General features: G+C 67.7%; 22 protein-coding genes. 12 read left to right on the top strand and 10 right to left on the bottom strand.

Annotation, left to right across the window (positions count from 1 at the left end; all coding sequences use genetic code 11):
- Window positions 1-339 (bottom strand): DUF7113 family protein, encoded by a 339-nt coding sequence (locus tag P1L41_RS15785; protein ID WP_276296675.1) that lies wholly within the window; start codon window positions 337-339, stop codon window positions 1-3.
- Between the two features lie 106 nt (window positions 340-445).
- Window positions 446-1,237, bottom strand: a complete 792-nt coding sequence (locus P1L41_RS15780; RefSeq protein ID WP_276296674.1) for an endonuclease/exonuclease/phosphatase family protein — start codon at window positions 1,235-1,237, stop codon at window positions 446-448.
- Between the two features lie 87 nt (window positions 1,238-1,324).
- Between P1L41_RS15780 and P1L41_RS15775 the strand changes: the two genes are divergently transcribed.
- Complete coding sequence (locus P1L41_RS15775) at window positions 1,325-3,154, top strand: ATP-binding protein (protein ID WP_276296673.1); 1,830 nt, start codon at window positions 1,325-1,327, stop codon at window positions 3,152-3,154.
- A gap of 3 nt (window positions 3,155-3,157) precedes the next feature.
- On the opposite strand, the gene P1L41_RS15770 is transcribed toward P1L41_RS15775, so the two are convergent.
- Entirely contained in the window at window positions 3,158-4,558 is a 1,401-nt protein-coding gene (locus P1L41_RS15770) for a protein kinase family protein (protein ID WP_276296672.1), read from the bottom strand.
- A 270-nt stretch (window positions 4,559-4,828) separates the two neighbouring features.
- Here P1L41_RS15770 and P1L41_RS15765 point away from each other — a divergent pair, with 270 nt between their 5' ends.
- Window positions 4,829-5,260 carry a universal stress protein gene (locus P1L41_RS15765; protein ID WP_276296671.1) on the top strand — a complete coding sequence of 144 codons (432 nt, stop codon included), beginning with the start codon at window positions 4,829-4,831 and terminating at the stop codon, window positions 5,258-5,260.
- A 2-nt stretch (window positions 5,261-5,262) separates the two neighbouring features.
- Here the strand turns inward: P1L41_RS15765 and P1L41_RS15760 are convergent, their stop codons facing one another.
- Window positions 5,263-5,706 carry a universal stress protein gene (locus tag P1L41_RS15760; protein WP_276296670.1) on the bottom strand — a complete coding sequence of 148 codons (444 nt, stop codon included), beginning with the start codon at window positions 5,704-5,706 and terminating at the stop codon, window positions 5,263-5,265.
- Between the two features lie 54 nt (window positions 5,707-5,760).
- Window positions 5,761-6,912 (bottom strand): KaiC domain-containing protein, encoded by a 1,152-nt coding sequence (locus P1L41_RS15755; RefSeq protein WP_276296669.1) that lies wholly within the window; start codon window positions 6,910-6,912, stop codon window positions 5,761-5,763.
- Window positions 6,913-7,020: 108 nt separating this feature from the next.
- Between P1L41_RS15755 and P1L41_RS15750 the strand changes: the two genes are divergently transcribed.
- On the top strand, window positions 7,021-7,866 hold the full coding sequence (locus P1L41_RS15750; RefSeq protein WP_276296668.1) for an NAD(+)/NADH kinase: 846 nt from the start codon (window positions 7,021-7,023) through the stop codon (window positions 7,864-7,866).
- Here the strand turns inward: P1L41_RS15750 and P1L41_RS15745 are convergent.
- Entirely contained in the window at window positions 7,863-8,150 is a 288-nt protein-coding gene (locus P1L41_RS15745; protein WP_276296667.1) for a DUF8006 family protein, read from the bottom strand. The genes P1L41_RS15750 and P1L41_RS15745 overlap by 4 nt on opposite strands.
- A gap of 150 nt (window positions 8,151-8,300) precedes the next feature.
- Between P1L41_RS15745 and P1L41_RS15740 the strand changes: the two genes are divergently transcribed.
- A complete protein-coding gene (locus tag P1L41_RS15740) occupies window positions 8,301-8,876 on the top strand; it encodes a response regulator (protein WP_276296666.1) in 576 nt (191 codons plus the stop codon).
- Between the two features lie 378 nt (window positions 8,877-9,254).
- Window positions 9,255-9,512: a DUF8028 family protein gene (locus tag P1L41_RS15735; protein WP_276296665.1), complete on the top strand. Its 258-nt coding sequence runs from the start codon at window positions 9,255-9,257 to the stop codon at window positions 9,510-9,512.
- A 42-nt stretch (window positions 9,513-9,554) separates the two neighbouring features.
- Here the strand turns inward: P1L41_RS15735 and P1L41_RS15730 are convergent, their stop codons facing one another.
- Window positions 9,555-10,181: a TetR/AcrR family transcriptional regulator gene (locus P1L41_RS15730; protein ID WP_276296664.1), complete on the bottom strand. Its 627-nt coding sequence runs from the start codon at window positions 10,179-10,181 to the stop codon at window positions 9,555-9,557.
- Between the two features lie 261 nt (window positions 10,182-10,442).
- Here P1L41_RS15730 and P1L41_RS15725 point away from each other — a divergent pair, with 261 nt between their 5' ends.
- The 3 genes from P1L41_RS15725 to P1L41_RS15715 all read left to right on the top strand — a co-directional run bounded on the left by P1L41_RS15725 (window position 10,443) and on the right by P1L41_RS15715 (window position 16,377).
- Window positions 10,443-12,368, top strand: a complete 1,926-nt coding sequence (locus P1L41_RS15725; protein WP_276296663.1) for a COG1361 S-layer family protein — start codon at window positions 10,443-10,445, stop codon at window positions 12,366-12,368.
- Window position 12,369: 1 nt separating this feature from the next.
- The gene (locus P1L41_RS15720) at window positions 12,370-14,892 is read left to right on the top strand and encodes an efflux RND transporter permease subunit (protein ID WP_276296662.1); all 2,523 of its coding nucleotides are present in this window, start codon (window positions 12,370-12,372) and stop codon (window positions 14,890-14,892) included.
- Between the two features lie 78 nt (window positions 14,893-14,970).
- Complete coding sequence (locus tag P1L41_RS15715; RefSeq protein ID WP_276296661.1) at window positions 14,971-16,377, top strand: dihydrolipoyl dehydrogenase family protein; 1,407 nt, start codon at window positions 14,971-14,973, stop codon at window positions 16,375-16,377.
- Here the strand turns inward: P1L41_RS15715 and P1L41_RS15710 are convergent, their stop codons facing one another.
- The 3 genes from P1L41_RS15710 to P1L41_RS15700 all read right to left on the bottom strand — a co-directional run bounded on the left by P1L41_RS15710 (window position 16,378) and on the right by P1L41_RS15700 (window position 20,256).
- A complete protein-coding gene (locus P1L41_RS15710) occupies window positions 16,378-18,300 on the bottom strand; it encodes a hybrid sensor histidine kinase/response regulator (RefSeq protein ID WP_276296660.1) in 1,923 nt (640 codons plus the stop codon).
- Window positions 18,301-18,347: 47 nt separating this feature from the next.
- Window positions 18,348-19,079, bottom strand: coding sequence for a 5-formyltetrahydrofolate cyclo-ligase (locus tag P1L41_RS15705; protein WP_276296659.1), 732 nt, complete (start codon window positions 19,077-19,079; stop codon window positions 18,348-18,350).
- Window positions 19,080-19,143: 64 nt separating this feature from the next.
- The gene (locus P1L41_RS15700; RefSeq protein WP_276296658.1) at window positions 19,144-20,256 is read right to left on the bottom strand and encodes a PGF-CTERM-anchored ABC transporter substrate-binding protein; all 1,113 of its coding nucleotides are present in this window, start codon (window positions 20,254-20,256) and stop codon (window positions 19,144-19,146) included.
- Window positions 20,257-20,315: 59 nt separating this feature from the next.
- Between P1L41_RS15700 and btuC the strand changes: the two genes are divergently transcribed.
- The 4 genes from btuC to P1L41_RS15680 all read left to right on the top strand — a co-directional run bounded on the left by btuC (window position 20,316) and on the right by P1L41_RS15680 (window position 25,430).
- Window positions 20,316-21,386 (top strand): vitamin B12 ABC transporter permease BtuC, encoded by a 1,071-nt coding sequence (btuC, locus tag P1L41_RS15695; RefSeq protein ID WP_276296657.1) that lies wholly within the window; start codon window positions 20,316-20,318, stop codon window positions 21,384-21,386.
- A 14-nt stretch (window positions 21,387-21,400) separates the two neighbouring features.
- Window positions 21,401-22,612, top strand: a complete 1,212-nt coding sequence (locus tag P1L41_RS15690; protein ID WP_379789171.1) for a heme ABC transporter ATP-binding protein — start codon at window positions 21,401-21,403, stop codon at window positions 22,610-22,612.
- A 94-nt stretch (window positions 22,613-22,706) separates the two neighbouring features.
- Window positions 22,707-22,946, top strand: coding sequence for a hypothetical protein (locus P1L41_RS15685; protein WP_276296655.1), 240 nt, complete (start codon window positions 22,707-22,709; stop codon window positions 22,944-22,946).
- Between the two features lie 123 nt (window positions 22,947-23,069).
- Window positions 23,070-25,430, top strand: coding sequence for a DEAD/DEAH box helicase (locus tag P1L41_RS15680; protein ID WP_276296654.1), 2,361 nt, complete (start codon window positions 23,070-23,072; stop codon window positions 25,428-25,430).

Genomic DNA, 25,430 nt, shown 5'->3' with positions numbered 1-25,430 from the left:
TCAGTGGGCTTCCTCTGCCTGGAGGACGGTTATCTCGACGTCCTCGGCGGCGACGCCGACGCGAGCGAACTGCGTTCTGACGTGTTCTTTGGCCGCGTCGATGGCCGCTTCGCGAGTCTCGAACCCACGGGGCATCGGCGATTCGAAGGCGACTCTGAGTTCGCGGTCGCCGATTTGCTGAGTGCTCCCGCCGCTCTCGACCTCGTAGAAGGCGTCGCAGACCCAGACGTAGGGCGCCCCTTCGTCGGGCGCACCCTTGAACGACGGGGGCTCCTCGCCCGGTTCGAACAACGTTCCGGTGAGGCCCGTCCCACCGGCGTTTCCTCGGATGAGCAACATACCACGGAGTAGACGCTCCAGCAGCAAAAGGCTCCCTCCGAAACCGTTTTGACCGTTCGAGTCGTGCGCCACGAGACCACACCACACGAACGGGGCTCAACGGGTACTACGGCGTGCAGTCGACGACGACCGGGAAGTGGTCGGACGCGTAGTGCTCGTCGTCCCGGTCGGTGCAGACGGCGTGCGACGAGACGTCGACCCCTTCGGTCACGAAGACGTGGTCGATACCCATGTCCGGGAGGAGGTCGTGGAAGTCAGACCGGCTCGTCGTCGGCCCGTGTCGATAGTTCGCGAGGCCGCGGGTGTCGAAGAGGTGCCGCCCGTCGGGGAGGACGTGGTCGACGGCGTACTCGTGGGCCGGGTCGCCGACGACGCAGTTGAAGTCGCCCATCACCATCCCCGGGGCGTCGCCGACGACGTCGTCGAACCGGTCGAGGACGAGCTCGATGCCCTCCCGGCGGGCCCGCTCGCCCTTGTGGTCGAGGTGGGTGTTCAGGACGACCACCTGGTCGCCCGCGTGTCGGTCCTGAAGCCGGGCGTGGGTCGCGACTCGGGGGTAGCGGGCGTCCCAGCCGACGCTGCCGGGCGTCTCGGGCGTCTCCGAGAGCCAGAACGTCTCGGTCGCGGCGCACTCGAACCGGTCGGTCCGGAAGCCGACCGCCGTGTGCTCGCCGCCCGCGGCGACGGTGTCACGCGGGTCACCGACCCAGTCGTAGGCCGGCAGCAACTTCTCCAGCTCGCGCATCTGGTGGGCCATCGCCTCCTGGATGCCGACGACGTCCGGCTCGTGATACCGGACGGTACTGGCGACGAGACGCCGCCGGTGGGACCAGCTGTCCCGGCCGTCGGAGGCCGCGTCGTAGCGCACGTTGAACGTCATCACCCGCAACCCGTCCATACAGGGCGGTCGGCACCCAGGTGGGTAAGGTTTCACTTCCGCTCCGGTGGGGAAAGGCGTTTGTCGCTCGCCGCCGTCCGGCCGGATATGTCCGACCTCGGGGATTTCACCGAATTCAGCGCCGACGCCGACGGAGACAGTGGGGACGACCCGACCGAACGCGCCGACGCCGGCGAGGAATCCACCACCACACCGACAGGCGAGGCGGCCGACGACACCTTCGAGCAGATGGACGCGGAGCCGGCGGCCCCCGACACCGGCCTGGGCGTCCTCTCTGCAGCCAACGGCCTGCGCATCAGTGAGGAGGCCGACGAGACATGTCTGCGTGCCTACGTCACCGCCGCGAACCGCTCGGCGGTCCGCATCGGCAAGTACCTCCTGGTCCCGTATCCGGGGGGCGAACGCCTCTTCTGTCGCATCACCGCCCTCGAGTACGCCCAGGAGTTCCGGGCCGACGACGCGACGGAGATCCACGCCCGCCGGGCGATGCGCGAGCAGGGCATCGACGAACAGGACTTCAAGTTCATGGCCGAGCTCGACCCCGTCGCGGTCCTGTACAGCGACGACGGGGAACTCAAGCGCCGGATGACCGACCGCGTCCCCAAGCCCGAGACGGTCATCCGGGAGGCCACCGACAAGACCGAGATCAAGACCGGCCTGAAGATACCCGAAGACGGCGTCTTCCTCGGCCACCTCTCGGTCGGCGGCGAGAAGGTCCGCACCGCCGCCGAACCGCCGACCATCGATTACCGCCTGAAAGACGACTACGAGGCCGGCGACCCGCTCGTGTTCCGCCACACGCTCGTCGCCGGCGGGACGGGGTCGGGCAAGACCCACAGCTCGAAGAACGTCCTCCGCCAGTACCTGGGCCGGACCTACGGGATGGGCGACGGCCGCACGCCCGAGCTCGCCGTCGTCCAGTTCGACCCGCAGGACGAGTACGCCCAGATGCACGACGACAACCCCGCGATGACCGACGAGTTCGCCCGCCGGTGTGCGCGCGAGGGCATCTCCCACGGGGGCTACGACGACACCATCGCGTTCGTCCCGAAGGTCGCCGGCGCGGAGTACAGTGCCAGCCACCACCACGCCGAGCAGGTGGAGTTCACCATCCCCTTCTCGCTGGTCTACGAGAACCCGTGGCTCATCGCCGGGTCGAGCCTCAACGACAACCAGTACGGCGCGCTGCTCAACACCTTACTCCCGCGATTCAAGCGCCAGTACGGCTCGAACGGGACCTACAGCGAGTTCAAGACCTTCCTCTCGGACCCGGCGATGAAAGAGGAGCTCGACGAGGCCGGCGACGTCCACGAGGCCACCTTCGACGCCATCAAGCGCCGCGTCCAGGGGTTCGACGCCGTCTTCGACCAGGACGCCCGGCCCATCACCGACCAGGTGCCCCAGCTGGTCCGTGATGGCGGCCTCACGGTCATCCCGACGTACCACATCACCGACTCCCGGACGGCGTCGACCATCGTGCTCGCGGTGTCGAGCCTGCTCATCGACCAGAAGCTCTCGAACGACCCGACCTACGATCGCATCAAGGAGACTCCACTGGTGCTCGGGATGGACGAGGCCCACAACTTCCTCACCGACGCCGACAGCGTCCAGGCCCGGAAGGTCATCGGGAAGTTCACCGAGGCCGCGAAACAGGGGCGCAAGGAGCGCCTGGGGCTCTACCTCATCACGCAGGACCCACAGGACATCGCCGACCCGGTGTTCAAGCAGATAAACACCAAGATGGTCCTCAACCTCGGGGACGAGGACGCCATCTCGGCGGTGAACATCCCCAGCAACCTGGAGTCGAAGGTCCCCTACATGGAGAAAGGGCAACGCGTGGTCTACTCGCCGGACAACTCAGAACCCGTCGAGCTCATCGGGCTCTCGACCTGTGTCACCCGCCACGGCCGGGACTGACGGTCACTGCAGTGCGTCGAGGAGTCGGTCGCGGAACGCCGTCGCGCTGGTGAACCGGTCCCGCGGCTCGGGGTCCATCGCGCGCAACAGCACGTCGTCGACGGCCGCAGGGGCGTCCCGAACCCGGCTTGGCCGCGAGAGGTCGCCCTGCCGGATGGCGTCGGCGAGGTCGACCTGGTCCTCGAAGGGGTCCCGGTCGACCAGCAGCCGGTACGTGAGCGCGCCCAGCTGGTAGGTTCCGGTCGTCGGCGTCGTCTCGCCGTCCAGCTGCTCGGGGGCCGTGTACGGCGTGACCCGGCGCTCGTCGAGCGCATCGGCCACCGCCCGCCGCAGCCCCCAGCCCGACAGCGTGGCGCGTGTCGCCTCGCCTCGCGTCTCGAGGCGGACGGTCTCCGGCCGGATGCCCCGGCGCGGGACGTCGTAGCGGGTCGCGATGTCGAGCGCCGACGCGACGTCACAGACGGTACGGAGACGCTCCCGGACCGACAGCCCGTCGACGTGCTCCGCCAGCGGCCCGTCACCGATGGGATAGGCGACCCACGGGGCCGGACCGATACCGACGTCGTGGACCGTCGTGACGTGGGCCGCGTCGGCCACCTCCTCCCACTTGGTGACCACGGACATGAACGCGGTCATCACCGACCGGTCGCTGGTGAACGCCGGCGATAGCGTGGCGATCTCTACAGGGTCGTCGTCCGCACCGGTCGCCCGGTAGCGGTGGACCGGCCCCGACGTCTCGACCTCGGTGATGGCGGTCAGGTCCGAGACGGCCGCGTCGAGTACCTGTGCCGGCGTCGACTGGCGGTCAGGGACCGGGGCGTCGTCGTCGGCAGCGTCGTCGGTCGCCGCTGGCGTCTCGGTGTCAACCGATGGCACCGTCCGGCCCGGTGTGGTGGGCGGGTCCTCGACGAACCGATGGTCGACGACCTGCTGGCGCTCGTCGTTCGGTGCGAACACGTCCAGGTGCTTGAAGTGGTAGTCGTGCTGGACCGACCGTGCCAGCGAGCAGGCGCGCTGCTTCTCCGGGGCCGTCTCGAAGAGGACGTAGCCCGAGGCCGGGACGACGGCCCACGCCGCGAGCAGGTCGTCGTATCGGACTTCGAGTCGCTCGAACAGCGGGTTCCAGTAGACGTTGCCCAGCCGGTCGGTCGAATCCCAGTGGAGCACGCACGGGTGGCCGTCCTCGTCCATCGTGGCCCTGGCCGTCCGCATCGCGCCGATTCGAGCCTCGTGGGTCGAGAGGAGCGTCGTCTCGCCCTCGCTCTCGCCGTAGACACAGAGCACCCACTCGTCGCCATCCTCCAGGAGTTCCAGCGGTCGCTTGCGCTCTAAGGCGTTCCCCGGCTCGCGGCCGACCGGGCTCCCACCACTCGTCTCTGTCCGCATCGGGTCCCCACCCGCCATAATCCTGAGAGAGAATTGTCACGGCGTTTGAAATAGGTTCCGTACATACGGAGACTGTCATATTCGTCCCCAGTTCCGTCCGCGGGCCCGGACCGGCGACAGTCGCTCTTTGTTACACGACTCCCCCCGAGCACGGCCGGACGGCTCCGACCCTCACTGGCTGTTCTGCGGGCCAGTGATCTCTGGCTCCCTGAGTCAATACCGGCTAAACTAAACACTGCCACCGGGGCCGGGCGAACATTCAAGCCCCACGGGGTGTCCACCTACACCATGAGCAAGCGGATACTGGTGCCAGTCGACGGGTCGGACCAGGCGGCCGACGCCCTGGCCTACGTTCTCGAGGAGTTCGCAGACGCCACAGTCGTACTGCTCCACGTCATCAACCCGGCCGAGGCCGGCTACAGTGCACAGGCGTCGGTGCCCTCCTTCTCGGAGGAGTGGTACGAGGACCAGAAAGAGAGCGCAAAGGCGCTGTTCGACGAGTTCGAGGAAGACGCCTACGAGGCGGGCGTCACGGACGTCGAGCGCGTCCTCGAAGTGGGCCGACCGACCCAGACCATCGTCGACTACGCCGCGGAACACGACATCGACCAGATCGTGATGGGGAGCCACGGCCGGTCGGGTGTCTCGCGCATCCTGCTCGGGAGCGTCGCGGAACTCGTCGTCCGGCGTGCGACGGTCCCGGTGACCGTCGTCAGGTAGGGCTACGCGTGCCGGATGATGTGGACGTCGTACTGTGGGTCCTCGGAGACCGGTGCGCCGACGCTGGTCACCGGCGTCGAGACGCGGCCGGCGTTCTCGCTGCCGATGAAGATGATAGAGGCGTCCTCCTCGTTGGCGACCGTCCGGATGGTCCGGACCACGTCGGTGGTGTTCGACGCCATCGAGCTCACGTCGTCCGGAATCTCGTAGCGGAACCGGGCATCGGGGGCGATGTCGGCAGCCTGCTCCGCCAGCTTCTCGGCGATCTTCTCGATGTTGAACGTCTCTTCGGGGTCGAGCCAATCGCGGTCGAGGGCGTTTTCGACGGAGTCCGGGATGACGCTCAGTACGACGACTTCCTCGCCGCGGTACTCGCTGAACTCCGCCGCGCGTTCGAGGGCCGTCTTCGAGAGGGACGACCCGTCGAAGGGGACAAGCAGAACCATACGAACGCCTGTTCGGGTAGTCAGATAAGTGTTGACGAAACGGTCGTGGCGGCCTCAGAAGATGTTGGCCTGCTGGTAGACGGAGATGCCGTCCATCGTTATCTCGTAGGGCTTCGTCTCCCGCGAGTGGTTGGCGTTCCGTATCTTCTGAATCTCGACGGCCAGTCGCGTCTCCTGGGTCGACCCGCGGACGTACTGGAGGATGAACACGGCGTCGGTGAGGTACTCGATGATGCCGTGTCGCGAGGCGTAGGGGTTGTCCTCGCTGGCCTCGGAGGTGAGCATCGTCGTGACCCCGGCGGCTTTCAGCGAGCGCGTGAAGTCGAACACCTCGGTCCGGCGCTTGGCCGGTTGGTCGTACATCATCTCGAGTAAGGACACCGAGTCGAGCACCAGCCGGTCGGCGTCGAAGTCCTCGATGAGCTCGGGGAGCTCGTTGCGGATGTTGTCGAGGCTGTTCGCCATCTCCACCGGGTCGAGGTCGATGACCGCCAGCTTGTCCGCTTCCTCGTACTCGTGGAACCCCCACCCGCGGTCCGCGGCGGTGTCCATGATGCTCCGGTAGGACTGCTCGAGCGTGATGAAGATGCACGTCTCCCCAATCTCCAGCCCGTGGTGGAGGAACTGGAGGCCGAACGTCGTCTTCCCCGTCCCGGCCGACCCGATGGCGACGATGAGGTGGCGCTCGGGAATCCCGCCCTGAATCATCCCGTCGAGCCCCTCGATACCGACGTCGATTCGGGGGATGTCCGAGTCGAAGTCCTCGTCCTGGAAGCCGTCGTCGCCCCCGCCGGCCGAACCGAACTCGCTCGCGAAGTCGTCGTCGAACAGGCTGCCGTCACCGCCAGTATCGGTGTCGGGCTCGGCGTCTGCGAACGGGCCATCGTCGCCAGTGTCGTCGAACGGACTCTCACCGCCGGTATCCTCGAACGGACTCTCGTCAGCGGTGTCGTCGAACGGACTCTCGTCAGCGGTGTCGTCGAACGGACTGTCTCCACCGGCGTCGCCGAACGGACTCTCGCCGTCCGATCCCCCCTCGAAGGGGTTCGTCTCGTCGGCGTCGTCCGCGCCGTCGAACGGCCCGCTGTCGGTGCTGCCGCCCGACGTGTCGTCGTCCGAGGACGCCGCTGACCGGTCCTGAGACTCGTCGTCGTCCTCTCTGAATGCGCGCTCGAACCAGTCGTCGTCGGAGTCCTCCTCGCTCATCCGCCCGACCACCGGCCACGCCAGCGACCCATAGCAACGAGTTCACGTCCCGACCAACATAAGCCCGTCGTAGAGGGTTTATAACTGGCGAGACGGAACGGTGATGTAATGAGTGTCGGTATCGTCGCCCAGCGCGACAACGACAGAGCGGTGTCGCTCGCCGCGACACTGGCAGAGCGCCTCGGCGAGGCGTCAGCGTCGGTCGTCGTCGACGAGACGACCGGCGAGGCCCTCCGCGAACACGACGAGCGGCCGTCCGTGGCGACCGCCCCCGTGGCGTCGATGGACACCTGTGACCTGGTGGTGAGCATCGGCGGCGACGGGACCTTTCTCTTCGCGGCGCGCGGCGCCGGGTCGACGCCGCTGATGGGCGTGAACCTGGGCGAGGTGGGCTTCCTCAACGCCATCGCGCCGGAGGAGGCGGTCGAGACGGTGGTCGCCGAGGTCGAGCACATCCAGAAGACCGGGAGTGCCCGAACCCGAGCGATGCCGCGCCTGCGCGCCAGCGGCCCGGACTGGGACTTATCGCCCGCGCTCAACGAGGTGGTGGTCCAGGCGGGTCACCGCGGGAACGGCGGCGGCGCGACGTTCGAAATAACTGTCGACGGCTCGCGATACAACTGGGGTCACGCCGACGGGGTCCTGGTCTCGACGCCCACCGGGTCGACCGCGTACAACCTCAGCGAGGGCGGGCCGCTGGTCCACCCCGACGTCGCCGCCCTCGTCGTGACGGAGATGGCCGGTGAGGCGTCGATGCCGCCGCTGATCGTCGGCTCGGACAGCGACGTGAGCGTCAGCGTCAGCGACGCGGACCGCGCCGTGGTCGTCAGTGACGGCCGCATCAGGAAGGAGATAACACCGCCAGAACGGGTCACGCTCTCACGCGGGAGCGAACCGGTCAGGCTGGCCGGGCCGCCGCTCGACTTCTTCACCGCGCTCAACAAACTGGGCTAGCGCCGGCCGACGGCGAACAGCACCGGCGCGAGGACGAGCAACACGAGGCCGAACAGCTTGTACTGGAAGGAGGACGCGAGGATGCTCCCGGCGTTCGGCTCCATCGCCGACGCGGGCGTCAACAGCAGAATCACGCCGATAGCGATGGTGTGCAGGCCCAGCGTCCGGAGCGAGCGCGTCGGCAGGATGCCGACGGCACCGAGCACGAACCCGAGCAGGAGGAAATCACCGATGGTAAATCTCAGCAGAAAGCTGTCGATGACCTGGAGCGGTAGCGCGAGCATTCTTTGGTCAGAATTCACCCTGACGCAATCTTTAAAGTTCCGTTACGCGCCTACCGTGGCGGGTGCACAGAGCCACCGCCGAGGTGGGAGCGGCCAGCAAGTGCCCCAATCGGCGAACTGTTATATACGCACGTAGTGATAGACGCAAGCGTGTCAGAGCCAGCAAGTGACGCGACGGTGCTCGTAGCGGACGACGAGAAGGACGTCGCCGACGTGTACGCACTGCGTCTTCGAAGCGAGTACCAGACGGAGACGGCCTACGGTGGGGCCGAAGCCCTCGAGAAGGTCGGTGACGGCGTCGACGTCATCCTGCTCGACCGGCGGATGCCGGACATCTCGGGCGACGAGGTGCTCGCGGAGATCCGCGACCGCGACCTCGACACGCGCGTCATCATGATCACGGCGGTCGACCCGGACTTCGATATCCTCGACATGCCGTTCGACGACTACCTCTGCAAGCCCATCGACAAGGACGACCTCGTCGCCGCCATCGACCAGCAACTGGCCGCTCGCCGGTACGACGACCGCCTGGCGGAGTATCTCGAAGTGACCTCCAAACTGGCGCTGCTCGAGGCCGAGAAGACGGCCCAGTCGCTCGACGAGCACGAGGACATCGCCTCGCTCAAAGAGCGCGCCGAGACGCTGAAACGGGAGATGGACGACGCGCTCTCGGAGTTCCGGGACATGGACGCCGCGTTCAAGGAAATCGACCGCCACCCGAACTGACGCACCGACACGACCGGGGACTGCACCACCCGGGACCGCTTCTCGTCCGCAGCACCGTCACGAATCCGCTTCGCTCGCCGTATCCATCGACAGTTTAGACGCTTCCTGACAGACCGCTCTCCGGGCCGGAACCGGCGAGTCGCGAGACTCGGCTCTGGGCGCGACGTGCAAATCGTGCGTTCCATCGCGACAACAGCGAAAACTCGAGAGAACCCTCGATAAAACGTATAACGCCGTCTAAAAACGTCTCGGTGAACCGTGAAACGAGTAATGAACCACCTGACCGCACGAAAAAGAACCCAAACAGCGCGAATTATCCGGAACGGTCTGCTGCTTATATTGGGGTATGGGGCGTACTGAGTGCCGAGGAGGATACCAATGTCAAGCGCCACGCCCTTCGAATCACCCACTGAACCGGTCCCCACCGAGAACCTGTCGCTCCGCTCGCTCGTCCACTCCGTCGCACTGCGCCCGCTGCGGTTCGTCGGCTTCTGGACAGGCGTCCTCGCGCCGCTCGCGTATCCGCTGCTCCTCTACGGCGGACTCGACGCGCAGTCGCTGTTCGTCCTCCTCGGCGTCGTCGTCCTCAACATCGCCGGCCTCCTCCTGGGCCGGGGGTACAGTCGACACGCCTGACGCCTCCGCCCGACGGCCCTTCTCGGTTTTCGGCTCGGCCGGTCACGCACGCCGGTCGACCATGACTTCGCGTTCGATGTACTGCTCGAAAGCATCGGTGAGCGACGGGCCCGGGTCGTCCGTCCGGGTCACCTTCTGGAAGTTGATGCCCTGCGCGATGGTCAGGAGTAGCTTCGCGGTCTGGTCGGGGTCCTCGTCGGCGAACACACCCTGCTCGATGCCGGTCGCCAGGATCTCGGCGAGCTGTGACGTGAACTGCTCGTCCATCTCGGTGAACTTCGCGCGGAAGTTCGGGTCCCGAATCGCCTGCGCACGCAGCTCCAGGAACGCCGAGCGCACTTCGACGGCCTCCGGAACCTCGGCCATCACCGGGTGGTTGCCCAGCAACAGGGCGACGTAGGTCCGGAGGTCTTCGACGGGGTCGCCAGTGGACTCGAGTTGGAAAATTTCGTGGAACTCCCGGAGCATGAACTCGACGAACGACAACAGCAGGTCCTCCTTGCCGTCGAAGTGGTGATAGAACGTCGACTTGCTGAGGTCGGTCTGGTCGGCGATGCGCTGGATGGAGAGCCCGGCGTAGCCGTGTTCCTGCAGCGCACAGAACGTGGCGTACATGATCGCCTCGTTCGAGTCGACCGGTTCGCCGGTGAAAGGGGACCCGTCTCTCATCCCGAACGAATATTCGGTCGGGGTGTAAAAGTTCTTTCCGATTCCCCCGCCGTATCGCGTCCGGTGGGCTAGCCAAGCTGCCTGACCGTCGGCGGGTCGAACCACAACGTTGATACTTGAACCGAACGTTCGTTCGATAGAAATGGTTGAACGGTTGTTCGCGCCTCGCAACCGACGAGGAGTGTCGGCGTGGTCGCCCTGGACCCCCCTACTGAGGACTGAGGCATCGACGAGAGCTGTACCGATTGACGGAGTGTGTGTATGAGGACACGAACGGTCGCCCTGACGCTGACCGTGGCAGCGCTGGTCGTCCTCTCCGGGACGGCGTTAGCTGCCGTCACAGGGAGCCCCGACATCGACGCGACGCTGGTCGACAACACCGTCGCACCCGGTGAGGAGACGACCCTCGACGTCGTCCTGGTCAACAGCGGGACTGTCAACTCCGGGTCGACCAACGACAACCTGAACAACGAAGTGACGACCGCCCGTGGGTTGACGGTCAACATGAACACCGGGGGTGCGCCCATCACGGTCCAGACGAACAAGCAGGCTATCGGCACGTTCCCCGAGGGGACGACCGAAGTGCCGTTCGACATCTCGGTCGACGACGATGCCAAGCCGGGCACCTACACCATCCCGGTCCGTCTGGAGTACGAGTACACGGACTTCATCTCAGAGGAAGACGGCGGCCGTGACGAACAGAGCACCACGGAGACCATCGACGTCAGGCTCAAGATTTCCGAGCAGGCGACGTTCGACGTCGTCAGCGTCGACTCCAACGCCCGCGTCGACTCGACCGGTGCGGTCGCCGTGACCGTCGAGAACACCGGGAAGGAGGCCGCCACCGACGCGTCGGTGACGCTGACCTCGCGGAGCCAGGATATCACGGTCGGTGGCGCCGAGACCGGCTCGCGGTTCGTCGAATCGTGGGACACGGGCGAACAGCGCACGTTCCGCTACCGCGTCGGCGCGGCCAATGACGCCGAACCCGACGCCTACGAGTTCGGCCTGGCAGTCGAGTTCGACGACGAGGAGGGCGTGCGACAGACCTCGCCCGAGTCGTCTGTCGGCATCACCGTCGACCGGGCCCAGGCGTTCACCGTCACGGACATCCAGAGCGACGCGCCCATCGGGTCGAGTGGCACCTACGAGGTGACGTTCCGTAACGAGGGACCGGTCGTGGCGAACCTCGCCACGGTGAACATCGTCTCCGAGAGCAGCGACGTCTCCTTCGGCCGGTCGTCTTCGGCCAACCAGTTCATCGGGACCTGGGAACCCGGCGAAGAGCGAACGGTCAGCGTCGAGGCCAACGTCAGTAGCGACGCCAGAGAGACCGTCTACGCCCTCTCGGCGACTATCGGCTACCAGGACAGCGAGGGTGACTCGGCCGCCAGCGACCCGATTCCGCTCGGGCTGCAGCCGGCACCCGAACAGGCCTTCGAGCTCAGCGACGTCGACGCCTCGCTCCAGGCCGGTACCGACGGCCGCATCCGGGGCACGCTGACGAACGTCGGCGACCGCCCCGTCCAGAACGTCGTGTTGCACTGGGAGAGCGACCACAGCAACCTCTCCCCACAGGAGACCCAGTACGCCGTGGGTGACCTCGACCCCGGCGAGTCCGCGACCGTCGAGTTCGGCGTGGACGTCTCGGATAACGCCGACGCCGGTCCCCGGCAGTTCGACTTCAGCACGTCCTACCGCGCGCCGGACGGCGAGCGTGAACAGGGCGACACCATCGAGCTCCGCGCGGCCGTCGAGTCCAGCACTGACGAGTTCGACGTCGACGTGGGTAACACGACAGTCGGGGCCGGTCAGTCGACCACCATCGAACTGACCATCACCAACACCCGCAACGAGCGCCTGACCGACATCTCGGCGAAGCTGTTCGCCGACTCGCCAATCTCGGTGTCCGACGACGAGGCGTTCGTCCAAGGCCTCGACCCCGGCCAGTCCGCGACCATCAGGTTCGGTATCAGCGCCAGCGGCGGGGCGATGGCCAAGTCCTACCCCGTCTCGCTGGACTTCCAGTACGAGGAACCCGACGGTGATACGCCCATCTCCGACACCTACCGCGTCCCCATCGAGGTGACCGAGCGCGACGGTGGCGGCGGGCTCCCGCTCGGGACCATCGCGGTTGTCGGACTGGTCGCAGTGGTGGCCATCGGCGGGTACGTCAGGTTCAGATAAGATGGATTACCAGCGGTACATCGACTGGGCGGACGACCGAATCGTCAACGATTCGCGGAAGGTCGTCCTCACCTTCCTCGTCGTGACGGTCCTGTTCGGCGCGGGCCTCGGCGCCGTCTCGACGGAAGCCGGGACCTCGCAGTTCACGACCGGTCTCCCGGCCGAGGAGGCGTTCGAACGCGTCAACACGGAGTTCTCGCCCGCGTTCTCACCCGACACCGGTGCCACCCAGCTCATCCAGGAGGGGAACAACGTCCTCGCGAAGGACCACGTACTGCGGATGCTGGAAGCCCAGCACCGCCTCGAACAGCACCAGGACCTCCGGGTGACGTCGACGTCGAGCGCCGCGGGCATCGTCGCCCGGCAGCTCGACCCGTCGGCGACGACGACCGAAGCCCAGATTCGAGCCGTCGAGTCGGCGACCGAGCGCGAGATAGACGCCGCCGTCCGCGAGGCCGCCGACACCAACCCGCAGTTCACCTCGCTCGTGAGCAACGACTTCAACCGCGGGTCGGCGTCCGCCTCGGCGACCATCGGGCTGGTGACCCACGAGATACCAGCCGGCATCTCAAGCGGGTCCGGCCAGGGCGGATCGAGCCCGCTGACGAGCATCCAGCGCCAGGCCGAGTTCACGGTGTCGTCGGTCGACCAGGGGACCGTCAGGGTCTTCGGGTCGGGCATCATCGCCGAGGAGTTCTCGAACGTCGTCGGCGACTCGCTCATCCTCACGGTGCCGGCCGCCGTCCTGTTCATCCTCATCTTCCTCTCGCTCGCCTACCGCGACCTGGCCGACATGGCGCTGGGCCTGCTGTCGCTGTTCATGACCATCGTCTGGACGTTCGGGTTCATGGGGCTGGCCGGCATCGCCTTCTCGCAGATGCTCATCGCCGTCCCGCCGCTGTTGCTTGCGGTGGGTATCGACTTCGGCATCCACGCGGTCAACCGGTACCGCGAAGAACGGGAGGAGGGGGCCGACATCGCTCAGTCGATGCGCATCACGACCGACCAGCTGCTGGTCGCCTTCTTCATCGTCACCGGAACGACGGTCATCGGCTTCCTCGCGAACGTCACAAGCGACCTCCCGCCGATCCAGGACTTCGGCTACGTGGCCGCCATCGGCATCATGTTCACCTTCTTCATCTTCGGGGTGTTCCTGCCCGCCGCGAAGGTCGAGCTCGACCGGCTGCGCGAACGGTACCCGATACCGACCTTCAGCCAGTCGGCGCTCGGTTCCAACGAGTCGTCGGCGCTCGGCGGAGTCCTCCGTGGCGGGGTCGTCATCGCCGACCGGGCACCGGTGCTGTTCCTGCTCGGCATCGTCGTCGTCTCGGCCGGGGCAGGCGCCTACGCGACCGGCGTCTCGACGTCGTTCAGCCAGGAGGACTTCCTGCCGCCCGAGGAGAACCCCGAGTTCATCGACTCGCTACCGGAGCCGTTCCGACCCAACGACTACACCGTCACGGGGAACCTGAACTTCCTCGAGGACAAGTTCGCGACGACACAGGACAGCCAGGCGACTGTCTACGTCCAGGGGCCGATGAAGAAGGACTACGCCCTCGAACAGCTGTATCGCGCGGGCGACGACCCGCCCGACTCCTTCGTCCGCGAGGACGGGCGCGCCTCGGCGACGTCCATCGTCACCGTCATCCAGGACCAGGCGGCGCGTGACCCTGAGTTCCGCGCGCTCGTCGAGGCCAACGACCGGAACGACAACGGCGTCCCCGACGACAACCTCGGCGAGATATACGCCTATCTGCTGGACTCGCCGGCCCGGGGCCAGACGCTCAACTACCTCAACGACGACTTCCGGAGCGCCCGCGTCGTCTACACCGTCGAGTCCGACGCGACCGACGCGGAGGTGGCCGCCGATGCCCGTGAGGTGGCCGAGGACTTCCGCTACGAGGCGACCGCTACCGGCTCTATCGTCGTGTTCCAGGCCGTCTCCGACGTCATCTTCGAGTCGGCCATCCAGTCGCTGGCAATCGCCCTGGCCGGCGCGTCGGTGTTCCTCGTGTTCATCTACTGGGTGCTCGAGGGCCAGCCCTCGCTGGGCATCGCCAACATCGTGCCCGTCATCGTCACCGTCGCGCTGCTCGCGGGGACGATGCGACTGCTCGAGATTCCGTTCAACGCGCTGACGGCGACGATGCTCGCCATCACCATCGGACTGGGCGTCGACTACTCCGTCCACGTCACCCACCGCTTTGCCGACGAGCGACACGACAAGGACCTGGTGACGGCGCTCGACCGCACCGTCCGGGGGACCGGGGGCGCGTTGCTGGGCAGCATGCTCACCACCGTCTTCGGCATCGGCGTGCTCGCGTTGGCGGTGTTCCCGGCCATCGGCCAGTTCGGCATCCTCACCGCGACCTCCGTCGCCTACGCGTTCCTCACGTCGCTGCTGGTGCTCCCCTCCGTGCTTGTGGTCCGCGACCGCATCCTCAAACGCCGCGGGCTGGTCGGGTCGCTGCTCGACGCCGATCGCCCACAGGGACCGCGGCCCGTCGAGAGCAACGACGACTGAGGCGGTCCGCGGCGACTCGCGATTCGGGGATACGCACGCACTGAAGCCTTTATCCCGGCGCACCACTTTGCCCCGGACATGACTCACGTCGTTATCATCGGTGCCTACGGGAGTGCCGGTGCCGCAGTCGCCGGTGACCTCGTCGACGAGGACGGTATCGAACTCACGCTCATCGACAACGGCGACCCGGGCGGTGGCCTCTGCATCCTCGAAGGGTGTATGCCCTCGAAGGAAGTTCTCTCCGCGGCAGCCCACCGCTTCCAGGCGCGTCACGACCACCGCCTGACGGGCGACCCGCCCGACGTCGACCTGGAGGCCGTCGTCGAGCAGAAGGACGACCACACGCTCGGGTGGGCCGGCCACCGCAGGGACTCCATCCACTCGATGGCCGAGCGCGAGGACGTCGAGTTCGTCCACGACACCGCGACGTTCGTCGACGACCACACCGTCCGGGCCGGCGGCGAGGAGTACGACGCCGACTACGTCGTTATCGCCACCGGGTCGTCGGTCGACGTCCCGGACATCCCGGGCATCGAGGATGTCGGCTTCATGACCAGCGCGGACATGCTCGACGCGACCGAGCTCCCCGACTCGGGCATCGTGATGGGCTTTGGCTACATCGGGATGGAGATGGCCCCGTACCTCGCCGAGGCCGGCGGGATGGAACTGACTGTCATCGAACACGACGAGCGCCCCATCGACGAGGCCGACCCCGCGTTCGGCGACGAGGCGCGGCGAATCTACGAGGACAACTGGGACATCGAGATTCCGACCAACTGCTACGAGTGCGGGCTGGAGGAGACCGACGACGGCAGCGTGCGCCTGCACGTCGAGTTCGAGGACGGGAGCGAGACGACCTACGAGGCCGACCAGCTGTTCTGTTTCACCGGCCGCCGGCCCACGGTCGAGGGCCTCGGCCTGGAGAACACCTCGATATCGGTCGAGGGTGACTGGGTGCGAGACACCATGCAGACGGAGGACGCTGACCACGTCTACGCCGTCGGCGACGTCAACGGCAAGGAGCCCATCCTCCACGTCGCGAAGGAACAGGGCTTCACCGCTGCCGAGAACATCGTCCGACAGGAAGCGGGCGGCGACCCTCAGCCCTACGAGAACGTCCACCACCACGTCATCTTCTCCGGACTGGGCGTCTACCCCTTCGCTCGCGTCGGCCACACGGAGGCGTCGGCCGACGCGGCGGGCTACGACGTGGTCGCGGCGACCCGCCAGGCCAGCGACGACGGCGTGTTCAAGTCGAAGGACGTCCCAGAAGGCCTCTCGAAGCTCGTCGTCGACGCCGCCGACGGGACCGTGCTCGGCTGGCAGGGCCTGCACTACCACGCCGACTCGTTCGCGAAGATGCTCCAGATAGTCGTCGAGAACGGGATGGACGTCCGGGACATCCCCGACCGGGCGTACCACCCGACGCTGCCGGAGAACTTCGACGGGCTGGTGCGGGACTGCGTCGCGCAGTTCGAACCCTAGTCAGCGGACCGCGACCCCACTCACTTCCAGCCGTACCCCGCCGGACGCGCTCTCCGTGATTCTGAATTCACCGCCGTGGGCATCGACGATCTCGTCGATGATGCTGAGGCCGAACCCGGTACCCGTCTCGCTGGTCGTGTAGCCGCTCTCTACGACCTGCTCGCGCTCGTCGGCCGGGATGCCGGGGCCGTCGTCGGCGACGTAGAACCCGTCGTGCTCCGCGAGCGGGCCGACTCGGACCCGCACGTCGGGTCGCCCGTGCTCGACGCTGTTCCGGAAGCAGTTCTCGAACAGCTGTTGCAGTCGGTCGCTGTCGCCCTCGATGGTGGCGATATCGTCGTCGACGGACACCCTTCCCGCGTCGCTCCCGGCCATCTCCCAGGCGGCCGTCACGACCGTCCCGACGTCGACGCGGGTCGCATCGACGACGTGGTCGCCGGAGCGAGCCAGCACGAGGAGGTCGTCGATGAGCGTCTCCATCCGTTCGAGCGCTCCCTCGATGGCTTCGAGGTGCACCGAGTCGCCGTCGTACTCCTCGCTGGCCAGCTCGAGGCGGCCGACCGCGAGGTTCAGCGGGTTGCGCAGGTCGTGGGAGACGAGGCTCGCGAAGTCGTCCAGTCGGTTTCGCTCGCGGGTCAACTCCGCCTCGCGCCGCTGGCGCTCGCGCTCGTAGCTGACCCAGTTGCCCATGAGTTCGACCAGCGTCACGTCCCAGTCAGAGAACGGCTCCGTGCGAGCGTCGCGGTCGTAGAAGCAGAACGTCCCGGTCACCGACCCGTCGACGTAGACGGGCGTCCCGAGATAGCAGGCGATGCCCTGCTCGGTGAACCCGCCTCGCTCGGTGAGGTCGGGGGCCTCCGTGGCGATGTCTGCCAGGACGAGCGTCTCCTCGGTGACGATAGCTCGCTCGCAGTTGGTCGACTCCAGTGGGACGACGTCCCCCGGTTCCGTGTCGCCATCCGGGTCGTAGACGACGTCGAAGATGTAGTCGTCCCCCTCGACAGACGAGAGCGCCGCACAGTCCGTCCCGAGGACGTCCCGCCCGACCTGGAGCATGTGTTCGACCTTCTGTTCGAACGACGTCTCCTTCTCCGAGACGACCCGGTACATCTCCTCGAGCACGCGCTCGCGCTCGGCCATCGCTGCCTCCCGTTCGTGGCGGCCGGTGACGTCGTGGAGGTACACCGAGAGGCCGGAGGGCGACGGATAGGCCCGGACCTCGAACCACGTCGCCATCGGTTCGTAGTGGGCTTCGAACGACCGCGGTGTCTGGTCGGCCATCGCCTGCCTGTACTCCGCTTCGAACTGTGTCCCGACGGCGTCGGGGACGACCGTCCAGATGTTCGCCCCCAGCAGTTCGTCCACAGACCGGTCCCCGTCCGCTGCGCGGTTGATAACATCGCGGCCGCGCTCGTTGAGGTAGGTGAACCGCCAGTCCTCGTCGAGCGCGAAGAACGCGTCGGTCATCCGGTCGAGAACCCCCCGGCGCTCTGTCCGTGTCGAGACGGCGTCGACGACGCGTGTGACGAGTTCGGCCGTCTGCTCCGGGAGTGGTGCTTTCGGGAGGTAGTCGGTCGCGCCTGCCCCGAGTGCTTCGCTGGCGAGTGCTTCGCTCCCTCCGTCGGTGAACAGCACGAACGGGAGGTCAAGCCACCGACCCCTGACCGTCCGCAGGAGGTCGACACCGGAGCGGTCGGGGAGCGTGTCTTCGCTGACGATACAGTCTACTGCCGTCGATTCGAGCGTTTCGAGCGCCGCCGTGGCTGACGAGCCCTCGACGACGGTCACGTCCGCATTCGACTCCAGGAACACCGTCCGGATGCGGGACCGGACGTCCGCGTCGGCATCGACGACCAGGACTCGGAAGCCGTCCAGTTCGGCCTCGGTCTCCTGTGCGACGCGCTCGTCGACGGCGTCATCCATTGACTGTAATAACAAGTTAGCATATAAAGAGCTGACGCGTGAGGGGCTCAGCGTGGGGCCCGCTCGGCCAACACCGGCATGGCCTCGATGCGCTCGTCGGAGAGCGCGGTCCAGTCGACGCCCGTGGGACGGTCGTACGGCGTCGCCGTCTCGATGCGGCGGTCGGGCGTCACTATCAGGTCCATCGGGACGTCGTGGGCGTCCACCGGCACGTCGTCTGTCGTGACCGCACCTTCGGGCCCGCCGACGACCTGGCGCTCGTGGACTGTCGTCGCGACGGTCGTCTGCTCGTCGACGAGGTCCAGTTCCCGGAGCACGGCGAACTCGAGGTCGCTGTACCCTTCGCCTTTGCCGACGCGTGCGCCGGCCTCTGTGACCGCGACCGATCCCGAGACGACGAGGTCGACCGTGTCGACCGCCGCCGGCCCGACCTGCCTGGCGTGGTCGGCGACGTGCGAGACGGTCGGCGCGGCATCGAGGTCGGTCAGTCGCTCGGGGTCGAGTTCGTAGAAGCACTCCGCGTCACGGAGCCTGGGGACGGCCATGTAGAGGGTCTTGTCGGCCCGGAGCGCCGCACGACGGACCGGAAGCTGCGGCGCGTCCGGGTTGGCCTTCACCGTCTCGGCTGCCCGCCAGGCGTCGGTGTCGGCGAGTCGGGCCCCCGCGTCGTCGGCCCCGGCGAAGTTCGGGATGCGGCCGTGGGGCGGGAACGGGAACCGGGCCTCGCCAGACGCCTCCAGCGCGTCCCACACCCGTTCGCGAATCGCCTGCTTGTCCATCGATACCGGGCTGTTCGGTCCGGAGCCTCTTCAGCGGGATGGTGCCGGCGTGACGAGCACGCGCTCAGGGCCGGCGCAGTGCCAGCACCGAGGCCGCGAGCGCCGCGACGAGCGCAGCCAGCGACGTGAAGCCGGGCCCGCTCTGCCCGGCCGTGGTCGTCGGCTCCGTCGTCGGTTCGGGGGGCGCCGGCGTCACTTCTTCCGTCCGTGTCGCCGTCTGCGTCTCGGTGGCGACCGCCACGTCCGACCGCGAGACGTATCTGTCCGGGTCGTACTGCTCGGGGTAGAGCTGACGCGTCAGGTTGTGCGTGGCGAACACCACGCTCCGGGGGGCCGGCTGGTTGAGCCACCGGCGTTCGACGACGACCGTACTGTTCGTCTCGCCGGCCGTCGTGCTCGCGTATGGCTCCTGGGTCACGAACCCTTCGTCGCCGGCCGCCAGGACGAGCACCTCGGGGTCGAGCTGGAGGAGGACCTCGTCGCTCAGTTGCGGATAGCCCGTGAGGTTGCGCGCGGCGACGTTGTCCGCGCCCGCGAGGTCGAACAGGTCGTTGATGAACGTCGCGCCCCCGACGACGTAGCCGCTGCCGAGCGGGTAGAGGACTCGCTTCCGGTCTTCGATGTCGGCGGTCTGTCCGCGGACCGCCTCGACGTTCGCGTCCATCCACGCGTTGGCCTCCGTGGCGCCGTCGCAGTTGCCGGTGATGCGACCGATGGTATCGGTCTTCGAGCGGACGTCGGCGACAGTCGCCGAGGACCGCAGGTGATACACCGTCAGCCCGACCTCACGGAGCGCCTCGACGTCGCCCGCGCTCGCGTTGGGTGCGACGACGAGGTCCGGGTTCGCCCCGACGACCGTCTCGACGCTCACGCCGAACCCTGCAGAGACGTTGGTCCGGCTGTCTGCGCCCGCCAGATACGAAGCGTACTGGGTGAGCCCGACGACCTGGTCGCGGCCACCGATCTCCCACATCGTCTGGGCGGCCGAGGGGTTCGTGGTGACGATACGCTCGGGCCGTTCCTGGATAGTGACCTCGGTCCCCGTCGCGTCGGTCATCGTCACCGGGAACGAGCAGTGCTCGCTCGTCGCGGCCGTCGACGCGCCTGCAGCGGGCGCGACACCGACCAGCGACGTCACGAGAAGCAATCCGACCAGTAGCGTCGCGGACCGTCTCATCACCTACACCGCAGCCCAGGAACAATAAATATTTATCTACTCCAAGTGGCGTTTCAATAATGCGACCCAGCGGACGCCTGCTCACCTGGTCGGCCGGCCTCTTCACCCTGTTGAGTGCCGTCGTCACGGTGAGCGCGGGCATCGGGCCGGTGTGGATTCCGCCGGCTACCGTCGGGAAGGTGCTCCTGAACGCGCTCGTCGTCCCGACGGGCGTCGGCCTCACCGGTGGCACCCCACAGCTGGTCACGGAGTCGCTGTTCTCGTACCCCGTCGAAGACGTCCAGCGCCAGATTGTCATGCAGGTCCGGTTACCGCGCATCCTGCTCGGCGCCGTCGTCGGCTTCTCGCTGGCGGCGGCGGGCACCATCATGCAGGGCATCTTCCGGAACCCGATGGCCGACCCCTCCATCATCGGCGTCTCCTCCGGGGCGGCGGTCGGGGCCGTCGGGTTCATCGTCGCGCCCTTCGCCGTCCCGTTCGGCCTCGGACTTCGCGGCGCGGCGTTCGTCGGCGCCATCGTCGCCGCCTTCGCCGTCTACCTCATCGCGACCCAGAACGGCGAGACGCCGGTCGCGACGCTGCTGCTGGCCGGCGTGGCCGTCCAGACGTTCCTCGGGGCCGTCGTCTCCTTCCTCCTGCTCCAGGCCGGCGAGAGCATCCGCCGGGCCCTGTTCTGGCTGATGGGCCACCTCAAGAGCGCGACGTGGTTCGACGTCTCGACGAGCCTCCTGCTCGTCGCCGTTCCGTTCGTCGTCTTGCTGGTCTACACGCGGGACCTCAACGTGATGCTGCTCGGCGAGGAGGACGCACAGGGCCTGGGCATCGAAGTCGAGCGGACGAAACGCGTCCTGCTGGCCGTCTCGGCGGTCATCACGGCCGCCGGCGTCGCCGTCGCCGGCATCATCGGGTTCGTCGGCCTCATCGTCCCACACGTGATGCGGCTGCTCGTCGGCCCCGACCATCGGATTCTCCTGCCGACCGCTGCCCTCGCCGGGGCGTCGTTCCTCGTCGCCACGGACACGCTCGCACGCTCCGGCACCGCGGAGGTGCCGGTCGGTATCGTCACGGCCGCACTCGGTGCCCCCTTCTTCCTCTACTTGCTGCGCCAGCGGGAGGTGCACGAGCTGTGACCGGCGAGTCCCCGATGCTCGACGTGCGGAACCTGTCGGTGTCCTTCGGCGACGTGCAGGTCCTCTCGGACGTCGACTTCAGCGTCGAGCGCGGGACGCTCGTCGGCCTCGTCGGGCCGAACGGGGCCGGCAAGACGACGACGCTGCGGACGCTTCGGGCGACGCTGCCCCCCGAGGACGGACGGGTCCGCGTCGCGGGGAACCCGCTGTCCGACCGCTCGGCGAAGGCGGTGAGTCGCCTCGTCGCGAGCACGCCCCAGGCGACGACGCTCTCCTTCGACTTCACCGTCGAGAAGGTCGTCGAGATGGGGCGGACGCCCCACCTGAGCCGGTTCGAACGCCCGGGCCAGGCGGACCGCGACGCCGTCGAGGCGGCGATGGCGCGGACCGACGTGACCCAGTTCGCCGAGCGGCAGTTCACTTCGCTCTCCGGCGGTGAGCGCCAGCGGGTTCTGCTGGCTCGCGCGCTGGCCCAGGAGACGCCTGTCCTCCTGCTCGACGAACCGACGGCGAGTCTCGACATCAACCACGCCGTCCGGACGCTCGAGCTCGTCCGGGACCTCGTGGCAGACGGCAAGACGGTCGTCGCGGTCATCCACGACCTCAACCTCGCCGCCCGGTACTGCGACGAACTGCTCTTGCTCGCCGACGGGGGTGTCAGGGCCGCCGGCGACCCCGCTTCGGTCCTCACGACCGAGACGCTCGGTGACGCCTTCGACGCGGAGACGCTCGTGACGACGCAACCAGGCACCGACGCGCCGCTGGTCACGCCGCTCGCCGAGCGCGACCCGACGGACGTCCGGGTCCACGTCGTCGGGACCGGACGACAGGCGGCCGCGACCGTCGCCAAACTGGTCGCAGCGGGCTTCTCGGTGACTGTCGGCGTCGTCCCGGCCGGCGACGCAGCGGCCGAACGCGCCCGTGAACTCGACTGCGACGTCGTGACGGTCCCGCCGTTCGCCGGTGTCGATGCTGGAGCACGCGACCGGGCGACGGAGCTGTCGAGGACCGCAGACGCAGGGGTCATCGCCGGCGACGTCGGCGACGCCAACCAGTCCGTCGTCGAGGCCGCCCCGCGGCTCGTCGCCGTCGAGGGAGACGGCGTCCCGTCCGTCGAGTCGGCGCGGACGACCGTCGCCGCCGTCGAGGCCCTGCCGACCGTCGTCACCGACGTGGTCGGCCGGTCCGGGGGTCGTCTCGTCCCCCGTATCCAGCGCGAACGATAGCTCGGCGACGCGCCGTGCTACCCACCCGCGTCCCACGTAGTTACCAATCTAGTAAGGTAGTCCCTGTAGTTCCGTTGCGAACCACGGTGTGAATATGTCCAACGACACCATCCCCGAACCGCTCGACCTCGACCAGTACCGCGAGAACACGAAGCAGCTCGTCGAGTCCATAGACCGGACCGCCGGACTCATGACGGAGCTGTCCGACAACGTGACCCGGCTCGAAGACAGCGTCGCGACGTTCAACGAGAGCGAGACGGCGCTGCGCGACGCCCGTGACGAGATGGCGGCGACCGACTCGACGCCCGCGACGACAGGTCAGGCTGCGGACTGATTCCGGTCGTGTCCTGTGGGGCAGTCCTTTCTGCGATAGACCGTGCGCCGCGCCCCCTCGTGACAGTGGCACAAGAGCCGGTCGGAGGGGAAAAGCGATACCCGTCCCCGCCATAGCACGCCCGTGGACGACACCATCGCCTGGCTCCGGGAGCGGCCCTACTACGAGGGGCAGATTGTCGACCGCCGGACGGTCCCCGGTCGTGCCGCCGAGTTCGCCGACCTCGACGTCGACTCGCGACTCGCCAGCGTCCTCGACGCGGAAGGCATCACCGACTGTTACGCCCACCAGACGGCCGCCGTCGAAGCCGTCCGACGGGGAGAGAACGTCGTCCTCGCGACGGAGACGGCCAGTGGCAAGAGTCTGGCCTACACGATTCCAGCCTTCGAGCGGGCGCTCGACCGCCGGGCGACAGCGCTCTACGTCGCGCCGCAGGTCGCGCTCATCAACGACCAGACGGAGACGCTCTCCGAACTCGCACAGGGACTCGGGTTCGCCTCGGGCGTCTCGGTCGCCCAGTACACCGGCCGCCAGTCCAAATCGGAGAAGGAGGCCATCCGCGAGCGCCAGCCCACCGTCCTGCTGACGACGCCGGACATGCTCCACTACGGCATCCTGCCCCACGCCCACCGGCTGTGGGACTGGTTCTTCCAGCGCTTAGAGACCGTCGTCGTCGACGAGGTCCACGGCTACCGGGGTATCTTCGGCAGCCACGTCGCGCTCGTGATGCGCCGACTCCAGCGCATCGCCGAGCGGTTCGACGCCGACCCCGAGTGGGTCTGTTGCTCGGCGACCATCGGCAACCCCGTCGAGCACGCCGCCGGCGTCACCGGTCAGCGGGAGGCGTCGTTCGCGCTCGTCGACGAGGACACGAGCGCCAGCGGGCCGCGCCACTGGCTGCTGTGGAACCCACCTGAATACGAAGGGGGAGACGGCTGGGGCAGCGGCCGCCGGAAGTCCAGCCACGTCGAGACGAAGCAGCTGTTCGTGGACCTCGTCGAACGGGGTCTCCAGACCGTCGTCTTCGCCGGGTCGCGCCAGACCGCCGAGCGCTACGCGGGCGACAGCGCCGACGAACTGCGCAGCCGGGGCCGCCACGACCTCGCGGACGGCGTCGGCGCCTATCAGGCTGCGCTCACCGACGAGCGCCGCCGCGACCTCGAATCGCGCCTCCAGTCGGGCGACCTCCGTGGCGTGTGGTCGACCAGCGCGCTGGAACTGGGCGTCGACGTCGGCGGTCTCGACGCCGTGCTCATCGATGGCTATCCCGGCACGCGGATGCGCGCCTTCCAGCAGGCCGGCCGAGCGGGCCGTGGCACCGATCCCGCTCTCGTCGTACTCGTCGGCGGCGAGGACCAGCTCGACCAGTACGTCCTTCGCAACCCCGACGCGCTGTTCGAGACGGGCGCCGAGCGGGCCGTCACGAACCCCGAGAACGACCAGCTGCTCCCCGACCACGTGCTGGCGGCGGCCAGCGAGAACTGGCTCTCGCCCGACGACGACCGCCACTTCGGCGAGACGTTCCCCGACGTGGTCGCGGACCTCGAATCGGCCGGCAAACTCGACCGGCGGACGACCGACCAGGGCATCCGCTGGCTCTCGAACGGCCGGCCCCACCACGACATGAGCCTCCGGACGGTCGACGACCGCGAGGTGAAACTGGTCGCGAAGGGCGACGTCATCGCGCGCCTGCCCTTCGAGGACGCCCTGCGCGACGCCCACCCTGGCGCAGTCTACCACCACCAGGGCCGGCGTTACGAGGTGACCGACCTGGACCTATCGGCTGGCGTCGCCGACCTGTCTCGGACCTGGGCGGACTACTACACGCGCGTGCTCCACGACAAGACCATCACCGTCGAGACTGATCTCGACGAGCGACCGCTCCCGGCCCGCGAGGAGGTCCCGGTGCGCTTCGCGTCGGTGACGATGCGCAAGCAGATTACGGGCTACGAGCGCCGTGACGGCTCCTCGGGCGAGGTGCTGGGCCAGCGGACGCTCGACCTCCCCGAGACGACCCTGGAGACGAAGGCGCTGTACTACACTGTACCTGAAGACCTCGAAGGCCCGATTCGGCGGGGTGAGTACGAGCGGGCCGGTCCGGCTGAGACTGCCACCGACGGCGGCCTCGCGGGGGACTTCCCCGGGTCGATTCACGCCGCCGAACACGCGATGATATCGATGTTCCCCTTCGAGTACCTCTGTGACCGGAGCGACATCGGGGGCCTCTCGACGCCGCTGCATCCCCACACCGGCGAACCGACCATCTTCATCTATGACGGCTACCCCGGCGGCATCGGGCTGACACGGGCCGCGTACCACGAGGTGGCCGGGTTGATGGACACGACCCTGTCGATGCTCCGCTCGTGTGACTGCGCCGACGGCTGTCCGGCCTGCGTGCAGTCGCCCCACTGCGGGAACGCGAACGACCCGCTGGACAAGTATGGCGCGATACACCTCCTCGAGGGGCTGACTGGCGGCAGGTGA

The organism is Haloarcula ordinaria (genome assembly GCF_029338275.1).
Classification (GTDB): Archaea; Halobacteriota; Halobacteria; order Halobacteriales; family Haloarculaceae; genus Haloarcula; species Haloarcula ordinaria.
The sequence above is the reverse complement of the archived record's forward strand: the minus strand, read 5'-3'. Positions and strand labels throughout refer to the sequence as shown.